This is a genomic window from Ilumatobacter sp., from assembly GCF_049588435.1.
Taxonomy (GTDB): domain Bacteria; phylum Actinomycetota; class Acidimicrobiia; order Acidimicrobiales; family Ilumatobacteraceae; genus Ilumatobacter_A.
Window position 1 is genome coordinate 1 of record NZ_JBAVYV010000244.1, and the last position, 9,629, is coordinate 9,629.

At 67.2% G+C, this 9,629-nt stretch carries 13 protein-coding genes; 8 read left to right on the forward strand and 5 right to left on the reverse strand.

Annotated features, from left to right (window positions below):
- Positions 1 to 102: 102 nt before the first annotated feature.
- From WBV89_RS09670 to WBV89_RS09680, 3 genes are all read right to left on the reverse strand, one after another.
- Positions 103 to 804 carry a redoxin family protein gene (locus tag WBV89_RS09670; RefSeq protein ID WP_423981129.1) on the reverse strand — a complete coding sequence of 234 codons (702 nt, stop codon included), beginning with the start codon at positions 802 to 804 and terminating at the stop codon, positions 103 to 105.
- An 84-nt stretch (positions 805 to 888) separates the two neighbouring features.
- Positions 889 to 1,608, reverse strand: a complete 720-nt coding sequence (locus WBV89_RS09675; RefSeq protein ID WP_423981130.1) for an alanyl-tRNA editing protein — start codon at positions 1,606 to 1,608, stop codon at positions 889 to 891.
- Positions 1,609 to 1,666: 58 nt separating this feature from the next.
- On the reverse strand, positions 1,667 to 1,993 hold the full coding sequence (locus tag WBV89_RS09680; RefSeq protein ID WP_423981131.1) for a S26 family signal peptidase: 327 nt from the start codon (positions 1,991 to 1,993) through the stop codon (positions 1,667 to 1,669).
- An 83-nt stretch (positions 1,994 to 2,076) separates the two neighbouring features.
- Between WBV89_RS09680 and sodN the strand changes: the two genes are divergently transcribed.
- The 3 genes from sodN (at position 2,077) to WBV89_RS09695 (ending at position 3,740) form a co-directional block, all read left to right on the forward strand.
- On the forward strand, positions 2,077 to 2,499 hold the full coding sequence (sodN, locus tag WBV89_RS09685) for a superoxide dismutase, Ni (protein ID WP_423981132.1): 423 nt from the start codon (positions 2,077 to 2,079) through the stop codon (positions 2,497 to 2,499).
- 144 nt (positions 2,500 to 2,643) lie between these two features.
- Positions 2,644 to 3,267: a TetR/AcrR family transcriptional regulator gene (locus tag WBV89_RS09690; RefSeq protein ID WP_423981133.1), complete on the forward strand. Its 624-nt coding sequence runs from the start codon at positions 2,644 to 2,646 to the stop codon at positions 3,265 to 3,267.
- Positions 3,264 to 3,740: a PaaI family thioesterase gene (locus tag WBV89_RS09695; protein WP_423981134.1), complete on the forward strand. Its 477-nt coding sequence runs from the start codon at positions 3,264 to 3,266 to the stop codon at positions 3,738 to 3,740. Before WBV89_RS09690 ends, WBV89_RS09695 begins: the two co-directional genes overlap by 4 nt.
- Here WBV89_RS09695 and WBV89_RS09700 read toward each other — a convergent pair.
- Both WBV89_RS09700 and WBV89_RS09705 read right to left on the reverse strand, forming a co-directional pair.
- A complete protein-coding gene (locus tag WBV89_RS09700) occupies positions 3,690 to 3,968 on the reverse strand; it encodes a DUF2252 family protein (protein ID WP_423981135.1) in 279 nt (92 codons plus the stop codon). The genes WBV89_RS09695 and WBV89_RS09700 overlap by 51 nt on opposite strands.
- Positions 3,965 to 4,267 carry a DUF2252 family protein gene (locus WBV89_RS09705; RefSeq protein ID WP_423981136.1) on the reverse strand — a complete coding sequence of 101 codons (303 nt, stop codon included), beginning with the start codon at positions 4,265 to 4,267 and terminating at the stop codon, positions 3,965 to 3,967. Before WBV89_RS09705 ends, WBV89_RS09700 begins: the two co-directional genes overlap by 4 nt.
- Before the next feature lie 302 nt (positions 4,268 to 4,569).
- Here WBV89_RS09705 and WBV89_RS09710 point away from each other — a divergent pair, with 302 nt between their 5' ends.
- The 5 genes from WBV89_RS09710 to WBV89_RS09730 form a co-directional block, all read left to right on the forward strand.
- Positions 4,570 to 5,109: a glycine cleavage system protein R gene (locus tag WBV89_RS09710; protein ID WP_423981137.1), complete on the forward strand. Its 540-nt coding sequence runs from the start codon at positions 4,570 to 4,572 to the stop codon at positions 5,107 to 5,109.
- A 152-nt stretch (positions 5,110 to 5,261) separates the two neighbouring features.
- Positions 5,262 to 5,579, forward strand: a complete 318-nt coding sequence (locus WBV89_RS09715; RefSeq protein WP_423981138.1) for an HNH endonuclease — start codon at positions 5,262 to 5,264, stop codon at positions 5,577 to 5,579.
- 103 nt (positions 5,580 to 5,682) lie between these two features.
- On the forward strand, positions 5,683 to 7,836 hold the full coding sequence (locus WBV89_RS09720; RefSeq protein WP_423981139.1) for an acetate--CoA ligase family protein: 2,154 nt from the start codon (positions 5,683 to 5,685) through the stop codon (positions 7,834 to 7,836).
- Positions 7,837 to 7,847: 11 nt separating this feature from the next.
- Positions 7,848 to 9,359: a D-alanyl-D-alanine carboxypeptidase/D-alanyl-D-alanine endopeptidase gene (gene dacB / locus WBV89_RS09725; RefSeq protein WP_423981140.1), complete on the forward strand. Its 1,512-nt coding sequence runs from the start codon at positions 7,848 to 7,850 to the stop codon at positions 9,357 to 9,359.
- Positions 9,356 to 9,629: hypothetical protein (locus WBV89_RS09730; protein ID WP_423981141.1), on the forward strand; the 274-nt coding region annotated here is incomplete at its 3' end. The genes dacB and WBV89_RS09730, both read left to right, overlap by 4 nt.

Genomic DNA, 9,629 nt, shown 5'->3' on the forward strand with positions numbered 1-9,629 from the left:
CCGACGGGTGCCAGGATCACCAGTTGGCACACCTGTCCGAGTGAACGGACCGCTTCGACGAATGCGTCGATCACGTGGGGCGCAGCCTGTCCGTCCGAACGATCAGACGTTCTTCTCGGCGATCAGCGCGCCGACCGCTGCGTCGATGTCGTCGTAGGCGCCTTCGCCGATGTGGTCGTAGCGGACGTTGCCATCGGCATCGATCAGGAAGATGCGCGGCCAGAATCGGCGTTCCTGCCACGAGCGGAAGTTGAGCTTGTCGTTGTCGATCGCGATCGGCCAGGTCAGTCCGTTGTCGGCGGCGGCTGACGCCACCGCATCGACGTCGCGTTCGAAGTCGAACTCGGGTGCGTGGACGCCGACGATCTCGAAGTCGTCACCCCCGTACTTCTCGTAGAGATCGCGCGTGTGCGGAAACGTCGCCTGACAATTGCTGCAACCGAACGTCCAGAACTGCACGGCGACGACCTTGCCGTCGAAGTCGTCGAACGACGTCGCGTCGGTCTGGAGCCATTCCTGCACGGGAAGGAACTCGGGGTGCGGACCGCGATTCGGCAGGTCGGGTGGGTCGGGGTCGACGGTGACGGTGGGCGACGACGTCACCGTGTCGACGGTTGTGTCCTCGGGAGGTGGGGTGTCGACGGCCTCGGAGCCAGCCGTCGCTGTTTCCGTGGTCGCAGGAGCGGAGGGCGGTGACGGCGCGGCGTCGGAGTCGTCGCTGCCCCCCGAGGTGGCGACCAGCCCGACGATCCCCGCCCCGACGAGCGCGAGGGCGACGAGTGCGCCGGCACGTCGGAGATCCATGTCGTTCATCCTCGCAGTCGGTGTGCGTCGGCGAGACCAACACGCACGAACCGTTCCCGAAACAGGGACCCGCCGACGTCGTCCTCAATCGCCGAGGCGGAACCGCACGCGACGGTTGTGTCTCCCCTTGTTCTCGATCTTGCCGATCTCGAACGGTCGCGACTGGGCGGTGTTCGCGAGGTGTGTTCCGCCGCATGCCTGGCGGTCGAGTCCGTCGACGTCGATCAGGCGCAACCGCCCGTCGGGGGTCGGGGGAGGAGCGACCGACATCGATCGGACGAGACCCGGCGTGTTCGCCGCCTCGGTTCCGTCCACGTAGACGGACGTGACGTCGAGCCCGCGGGCGATCACGTCGTTGATCGGTCGGGCGAGCGCCCGCAGGCGGTCGTTGTCGATCGCCGACAGATCGAAATCCATGCGTCCCGTCCCGTCACCGTTGATCTGGGCACCGGTCACCAGCGACCCCTCGAACTCGTCGAACACGAATGCGTTGAGCACGTGGCTCATCGTGTGCAGCGACGCGACCCGATGCCGGTGGTCGGCGTCGATCGTCACGGCTACGTCGCCGTCGAGAACGGATGTCTCGTCGTCGAGGATGTGCCACCAGGTGTCACCGTCGACCTCGACGTGGGTCACTCCGACCGGGCCACGCGCCGACTCGATCGTCCCGACGTCGCTCACCTGTCCACCGCCGCCCGGGTGGAACGCCGAGCGCGAGAGGACGACCGCGCCGGGACGTGCATCCACGACGTGCGCATCGTGTTGGTGGAGATCGGGCTGTTCATGACAGAGGTACACGGCCATCACGTCGACAGTAGGCCCGCGACCCACCGGGATCCCATCCACGGTTCGCATCCACGGTTCACATCCAGCGTCGCGGAATCCGGACGATCACCCGGTACGACCCGTCGATCCGCACCGGTCCGAACTGCCGGGAGTCGACGGTGGGCACGTCATCGTTGTCCGACGCCACGCTCATGGTGGCCCCGTCGACATCGGTGACCCGCTTCACCAACCAGAAACCGGACCGGTCGGGATGTTCGACGCAGCGCAGTTCGCCGGCCTTCACCCGACCGGAACGGAATCCGATCAGGCCCTGGCCGGCCACGAGCGTGGGTTCCATCGATCGATCGGCGACCACGAACCGTCGCAACGGCCAGGCGCGACGACCAGGTGGGTGCGAGGTCACGCCGGGAGTGTAGGTTTCGTTGACAACCCATCGGGAACGCTCTCGCGCGTTCCCACCCGCGAGTTCCCCCAAAGGAGAATCACATGTTTGGCAAGCTCTTCGCTTCGGCCACCGTTGCGCACGCTCACTGCGACCTGTACTGCGGGGTGTACGACCCGGCACAGGCCAAGATCGAGGCTCTCTCGGTCGTCAAGACCGCCAAGAAGTACGCCGAATCCGATGACGAGGTCTTCCGCACCCGCTGCATCTTCATCAAGGAGCAGCGCGCGGAGGAGACCAAGCACCACCTGATGGTGCTGTGGGCCGACTTCTTCGCCCCGGCGCACTTCGAGGAGTTCCCGCAGCTGCACGAGCTGTTCTGGAAGGCGACCCATCAGGCCGGCGAGGCCAAGAAGTCGATGGACCCCGCCGTCGGCGAGCAGCTCGTCGCCTACATCGACGAGATCGCCGAGATCTTCTGGAAGACCGAGAAGGCCCAGGCGATGGGCGTCTACCCACCGAGCTGACCCCCGATCGCTGGTCCTGGAATCAGCCTCACCCTGTTCTCGAACCCGCCGTTTCCCGACTGAGAGCGGCGGGTTCGTCGCGTGACCGGTCGGCTCGGTCGGCTCGCGGCGCCGCTGCACTCCCGGCGATAGCGTGGTCGATCCATGTTGGAGGAGAGCGCGAGCGTCGGTCGGTCGACGCGTGAGCAGATCCTCGATGCGTCTCGGGAGTGTTTCGCGTACGCGGGATACAGCGGGACCTCGCTCAACGACATCGCCGCCGAAGTCGGGATCAGGCGGCAGAGCCTGCTGCACCACTTCCCCTCCAAGGAGGCGCTGTACGAAGAGGTCTTCGAGCAGCTCTTGTCCGACTGGTTCGAGCGACTCGCCGATTCGATCCAGGCGCCCTCCAAGGGTCTGGAGAAGGTCGACCAGGTGCTCGACGCCGGGTTCCGGTTCTTCGCCGACAACCCCGCCTACGTCACGCTCATGCGCCGCGAGGCGATCGACGGTGGAAGCCATCTCGCGATCGATCTCGCCGCCACGTTGCGCCCGATGTTCGACGAGGCCGTGGCCTACTTCGAGCGTGAGATGGCGGCCGGGGTGTTCCGAGACCAGGACGCTGCCCAGCTGTTGCTCACCGGGTACGGCGCACTACTGAGCTACTTCTCCGATGCTCCGTTCCTCGAGGGACTGCTCGACGAGGATCCGCTCACCGAGGCGGCCCTGGCGCGACGGCGCGCCCACATCATGGACTTCTTCCGTTCGGCGTTGGAGGACCCGGAGTGAGCTTCGTGACGACGCGCGCCGACGGCTTCGAGCTGCTGGATGACGACACGACGCAACGCTGGATGCGCTTCGGGCAGAGCGGAACCACCACGTACCCGATGCTGCTCGGCCTGATCGTCGAGGACATCCGTCGCGATTACTGCCGGATGCGTCTGCCGTTCCGCGACGAGTTGTTGCAGGCCGCCGGGTTCATGCACGGGGGAGCGATGGCCTCGCTGCTCGACCACGTGATGGTCCCGGCCGTCGGAGCGGAGCTCGAACCCGGCGTGAACTACTCGACCGTCGACATGCACGTGCAGTACATCCGTGGCATCGTCGGAGGCGAGCGTGCCGAGGATGCGATCGCCGAAGGTTGGATCACCCGGCGCGGTCGGCGGACGGTCTTCTGCGAGGCCGAGGCGTTCGGAGCCTCGTCGGGCGACCTACTCGCGAAGAGCGTGCTGACCTACGCGGTGGCGGCGCCGCGTCGCTGAGACCTGTTCGTCGCTGAAACCTTCGAAGCGTTGGATCCGGTCCGCGAGCGAGGCGCGCGTGATCCCTGTCTGGATGCGGAGTTCCTCGACGGTGAGCAGCCGATTCCAGACCTCGAGATACCCCATCCGTGTGTACTCGGCCATCGCTTTCCGATAGGCCCGGGTGGTCTGGATCGTGCTCTGCAGACACGCATCGGAGCCGAATCCGAGATGTTGGGCAGCGATCATGACACTCGCTGCAAGCCCCGCTTCACATCCCATTCCCAGGGCCCGCGGAGCGTTTCGTCGAAGTCGTTGGCGTCGATGACCAATTGTCGGCCCGGCGAGGCATCGGCACCGAAGTTCGACAGGTGGGCGTCGCCGACGGCTTGCACGTCGAGACCACTGGACGGAGTCGTGGAGAGATCGGCAGCCATGATCGCGGCGGCGCCGCGGTAGAACGTGAGCGGCGACTCCCGCATCCGGTCGTGTCGCACCGGAACCAACCACGGGACGCGTGATTCGTTCTGAGCGTCGCTGACGGCCACCGGATCACGACGGTCCTCGGGCGGCGACCACTCAGCGTGCGACGAGCGCGGGACCGACCTACGAGCGGAACGGCCACGTTCGAGTGACTCTTCGGGAGCATTCATCGTCGGTGGCTTCCCACCTCGCGAGGGCCATTGACCCGATGACGGTCGAACATCGACGAACTGTGCGGAACCTCGGGGGTGGCGGCGCGCGTCGCGCTCCTCGCGGCAACTCGGCTGTTCCGTACGTGCGGTCCGATACCCAGCACCGTTGCCGACCCCGGAAAGTCGGGCCACACGATGCGTGACATAGTGACGGGATGATCGAACTGGTGTTGACCATCATCGGACGCGACCGTGCGGGTGTCGTTGCGTCACTGGCCGACGTCGTTCGCTTCCACGAGGGCAACTGGAAGCGCAGCGAGTTGGCCGAGATCGCTGGAACCTTCGCCGGTGTCGTGGTGGTCGAGGTGGGCGACGATCGGGTCGACGAACTCCTCACGAACCTGCTGATCCTGCGTGACCAAGGACTCCACGTGACGGCCCAGCAAGTCGAGGAACCCACCGATGTCCCCGACGCCGACGAGGTCCGGCTGCGGCTCACCGGCGACGACCGACCGGGCGTCGTCCACGAGATCTCCCGCGCGATCAGCGAACTCGGGATCAGCATCTCGCGTCTCGGCACGGTCACCGACCTGCCCGGCGAGGACGGGGGCCGGCGGTTCGAGATCACCGCCCAGTTGACCGTTCCGGTCGGCGCCGACCTCGACGCAATACTCGATTCGATCGGGGAGCTCACCGTGAGCTTGGGCATCGCCCTGGACGTGCAGGATGTCACCGGCGACGACGCCGGCGAATAGTCGCTGACGAACCAGATGCTGAGGATTCGTCGACATCGCTGACGCGTCGGGCGGCGCGATGCCGCCGGTCCGTTGTCGGCGAGAACTAGTCTCGAGTGGTGTCGGTCAACCGGAGTCGCAGGGCTCGCAGCAGTCGAAAGCGACAGCGACGGATGCGCCGTGTCGAGCATGACCTCACCGACGAACAGTGGTCGGCGTTGAAGGAAGCGTGGGGTGGCTGCGCCTACTGCGGTGCAACCGACCGGGCGTTGCAGCGCGACTGCGTGCTCGCCCTGTCACGCGGTGGTCGATACACGCTCCCGAACATCGTCCCGGCCTGCGGTTCGTGCAATGCGAGCAAGTCCAACGACGAGGTCACGGGATGGCTGCGCCGCAAGCGCCTCGACGAGAAGGCGTTCCTGCTCCGTCACCACGAGATCGGAACGACGCTCGACCGGCGCTTCGCGATCGAGCCGACGTCGCCCGAGTGACCGGGTCCCCGACATCGCCGTCGAGGTGAGCTCGATGGTGTGTCGAAGATTCCCGCGGCCAATGCAGGGATCTTGCGTGTCGGCGAAAGTACGGTGAACGGCGATGGCTGGCTCCACGACCTTGTCCGAACGCGCCTCGAAGGCGCTCCTCGCCGAGCACGGTGTTCCGATCGCGCCGGAGCGTTTCGTCGAGTCGGCGACCGAGGCCGGTGATGCTGCCGACGAGATCGGCTATCCCGTCGTCGCCAAGCTGAACGGCGACGCGATCGCACACAAGACCGAACGCGGCCTCGTCCGCCTCCGCCTCGGTGACCGGGCTGCGGTCGAGCAGGCGGCCACCGAGTTGCTCGCCGCGGCAACCGTCGACGACGGGCCCGTGGATGTGCTCGTCGCACCGATGGTCTCGGGGAACCGGGAACTGATCGCCGGAGTCGTACGCGATCCGCAGTTCGGGGGCATGGTGATGCTCGGCATCGGCGGCATCCTCGCCGAGGCGATCGCCGACGTCGTCTTCCGTCCCGCACCGCTCGACGTGCCGACCGCGGTCGAGATGATCGACGGACTCGCGACGCAGAAGCTGCTCGGAGAGTTCCGCGGGGAAGCGGCTGTCGACCGCACCCAACTCGTCGAGTTGCTCGTCGGCCTCGGTGAGCTGGCCGCAGCTCGCGACGACGTGCGCAGCGTCGACATCAACCCACTGATCGTCGAGCCGTCCGGCCGAGTCGTGGCCGTCGACGGCCTCGTCGAGATCGGCGAACCCGAACCCGGCCAGCCCTCGATCCGTCCCCGACCGAGCGACGCGCAGTTCGCGGCGCTGTTCGAGCCGCGTGGCGTGTTGGTGACGGGAGCGTCGACCCATCCCGGGAAGTTCGGTTTCGTGTCGCTCCACAACCTGCTCTCGAACGGGTACGCGGGGAAGGTCTTCGGGACGAACCTGAAGGGCGAGAACGTCCTCGGGATCGACACGGTCGCCGACATCGAAGCGCTGCCCGACGGTGAGATCGATCTCGTCTTCGTGTGCACGCCGGCCGCAGCGAACCCCGACCTGCTGCGGGCATGTGCCGCGAAGGGCATCGGTGCCGCCTTCCTCACATCGGCCGGATACGGCGAGGCCGGCGAGGATGGCGAGCGCGCCCAGGCGGAGCTGGTGGAGCTCGCCGACGAATTGGGAATCCTGCTCGCAGGACCGAACGGCCAGGGCGTCGTCAGCACGCCGGTCGACATGTGCGTCCAGATCGTCGCCCCCTACCCACCGAAGGGATCGATCGGCGTGGCCAGCCAGTCCGGCAACTTCGTGTCGAGCTTCCTGAATCACTCTCGGGCCACCGGGGTGGGCATCAGCCGAGCCGTGTCGGCGGGTAACGCCGCCGCGGTCGGCGTCGCCGACTATCTCGACTTCTACGCCGACGACGATGCAACGTCGGTCGGACTGGCGTACATCGAAGGGATCACCGACGGCCGCGGGCTCATGGATCGGCTCGGCGACGCGGCAGCGCGCCAGCCGCTCGTCGTCGTCAAGGGTGGGTCGACCGCGGGCGGGGCGCAGGCCGCCGCCAGCCACACCGGTGCGCTCGCGGCCGACGACAAGGTGTTCGACGGTGCATGTCGCGCCGCGGGCGTGACCCGTGCCGACAGCATCGAGGACGCGTTCGAGGCCGCAGCGACGTTCGCCACACAGCCGCTTCCGGCCGGGCCGAACACCGTCGTGCTCACGACGGTGGGGGGTTGGGGCGTGGTGACCGCCGATGCGATCACCCGCGACCGTGACCTGGTCCTGCTCGATCTGCCCGAGGACCTGCTGGCGGCCGTCGACCAGAAGTTGCCGCCTCGGTGGAGCCGGAACAACCCGATCGACTGCGCAGGCGGTGAAACCCGCGACACGATCCCCGAAGTGATGGAGATGGTCGCCACCCATCCCGACGTGCACTCGATCATCTATCTCGGTCTCGGAATCCAGTCCAATCAGGCCCAGATGATGCGTCACGGCCGGTTCTACCCCGATCACGGGCTCGAGCGGATCGTCGAGTACCACGAGCGCCAGGACACCCGATTCGCCGAAGCGGCACACGAACTGAGCCTGCGGACCGGAAAACCGATCCTGACCTCGACCGAACTCGCCATCGCCGATCCGTCGAACGCCGGCCCGGCGGCGGTGCGCGCGACGGGACGCCTGTGCTACCCGAGCGGTGAGCGTGCCGTTGCGGCGCTGGGACACATGCTTCGCCGCGTCCGGTATCAGCAGGCCCGCTCCTCGTGAACGAACCGGCCATGCAACGCCTCGAGGCGCGCGCCCCGCGGCCGAGGGGGTCAGGCCCCGGGCCGTTCATCGTGCTCGCGATCGTCGCACTCGTGCCGGCACTGGTGCTCTACGCGATGTTCGTGTTCGCCGACCGACGCGTCGATGACGACACCGCCGCACCGCCGCCTCCGTCGACGATCGTCGACCCTCCGCTCCCCGACGAACCGCTCCGCAACGGATTGCTCAGCTTTCGTCGTCTGCCGGCGGTGATCTCGCGCGACGCGAACGTCGACGAGTTCACACCCGTGGTCGCCGGATTCACCCCCGAGCTCAACGATCGCAGTTGCGTCGCCGTCAGCGTCGACGGCGAGGCTGTCGGCGAACAGAACGCCGACATCGCGGTCATCCCGGCCAGTACGCAGAAGCTCGTCGTCGCGGCTGCCGCACTCGACGTCTTGGGGAACGACTACACCTACACGACTCGTGTCGTGGCCCCGGCCGAACCCGTCGAGGGAGTGGTCGAGGGGAATCTGGTGTTGGTCGGAGGTGGCGATCCGGTCCTGTCGTCGGACTGGTATCCGACGTCGAACCTCGAGCGCAGGCCGGTGTTCAACGAGACCTCGCTCGACACCCTCGCCGATCGGGTGAGTGAAGCCGGAGTCACACAGGTCACCGGGTCGGTGGTCGGCGACGGCGGCCGATACGACGACGAATTCTTCGCTCCCGGATGGGGCAACGGTGTCGCAGGTCTCGAGGCCGGGCCGTACGACGCGGTCCTCGTCAACGACGCACGGGTGCTCGGCGAGGACCGTCGCGCCGACGAGCCGAACAGTGCGGCCGCTCGCGAGTTCACGCGTTTGCTGCGCGACCGGGGCATCGTCGTCGCGGGGGAGGGGCAGTCGGGCAGCGCCGATTCGCTGTCCAGTCTCGTCGAGGTGGCGATGATCGAGTCGGCACCGTTGACCGAGATCGTCGATGAGATGCTCACGAACAGCGACAACAACACCGCCGAACTCCTCGTCAAGGAGATCGGGGTCGAGGCGTCACCGGACGCCGGCGGAACCCGCCAGGCCGGACTCGATGCGATCGCCGAACGGATGGCGGCCTGGGACATCGACATGACGAACGTCGTCCTCGTCGACGGCTCCGGTCTCAGTCTCGACGATCGGCTGACCTGTTCCGCGCTGCTCACCGTGCTCCAGCGCTCGGGTCCCACCGAGACGATCGGTGCCGCCTTGCCGGTCGCCGGTGAGTCGGGCACGCTGAGCGACGTGTTCGTGGATCATCCCGTCGCCGGTCACCTCCTCGGCAAGACGGGAACGCTGAACAATCCGCCGTTCAACGAGGATCCACCGGCGGTGAAGGCGCTCGCCGGGTATCTCCCGGTCGACGGTGGCGGCGCGGTCGAGTACGCACTCGTCCTGAACGGACCGACGATCTCCGATCAGAGCGAGTATCGCCCGATCTGGAACGCCTTCGCCGACGTGCTGGCGACCTACCCATCGGGCCCGACACCCGCAGAATTGGGCGTGATCCGGTGACCGGCAGCGATTTCGACGAGTTCGATGACGACGAACTGTGGCCCGATTCGCGGATCGACATCGTCGCCGAGCCGCTGCGGTACTCACGCGCGCCGCTCGTGGCGCTCCTCGTGATCGCCATCCTCCCCGCGATCGGGCTGCTCGCCCTGAACCGCTGGGCCGACAGCAGGGCAGACGAGTACGAGGCGACTCGCAGCGCATCGTTCCTGGATGCCGATCTGGACGGGGCGATCGCCATCGGAACCGACGTGCCCGCCGCCGATGCCGATG

Excerpts from the sequence above, each read along its gene's own strand:
- WBV89_RS09670 (WP_423981129.1), bottom strand. The coding sequence starts at position 804 with ATGGATCTCCGACGTGCCGGCGCACTCGTCGCCCTCGCGCTCGTCGGG.
- WBV89_RS09675 (WP_423981130.1), bottom strand. The coding sequence starts at position 1,608 with ATGGCCGTGTACCTCTGTCATGAACAGCCCGATCTCCACCAACACGAT.
- sodN (WP_423981132.1), top strand. The coding sequence starts at position 2,077 with ATGTTTGGCAAGCTCTTCGCTTCGGCCACCGTTGCGCACGCTCACTGC.
- WBV89_RS09690 (WP_423981133.1), top strand. The coding sequence starts at position 2,644 with ATGTTGGAGGAGAGCGCGAGCGTCGGTCGGTCGACGCGTGAGCAGATC.
- WBV89_RS09700 (WP_423981135.1), bottom strand. The coding sequence starts at position 3,968 with ATGATCGCTGCCCAACATCTCGGATTCGGCTCCGATGCGTGTCTGCAG.
- WBV89_RS09710 (WP_423981137.1), top strand. The coding sequence starts at position 4,570 with ATGATCGAACTGGTGTTGACCATCATCGGACGCGACCGTGCGGGTGTC.
- WBV89_RS09715 (WP_423981138.1), top strand. The coding sequence starts at position 5,262 with ATGCGCCGTGTCGAGCATGACCTCACCGACGAACAGTGGTCGGCGTTG.
- WBV89_RS09720 (WP_423981139.1), top strand. The coding sequence starts at position 5,683 with ATGGCTGGCTCCACGACCTTGTCCGAACGCGCCTCGAAGGCGCTCCTC.
- dacB (WP_423981140.1), top strand. The coding sequence starts at position 7,848 with ATGCAACGCCTCGAGGCGCGCGCCCCGCGGCCGAGGGGGTCAGGCCCC.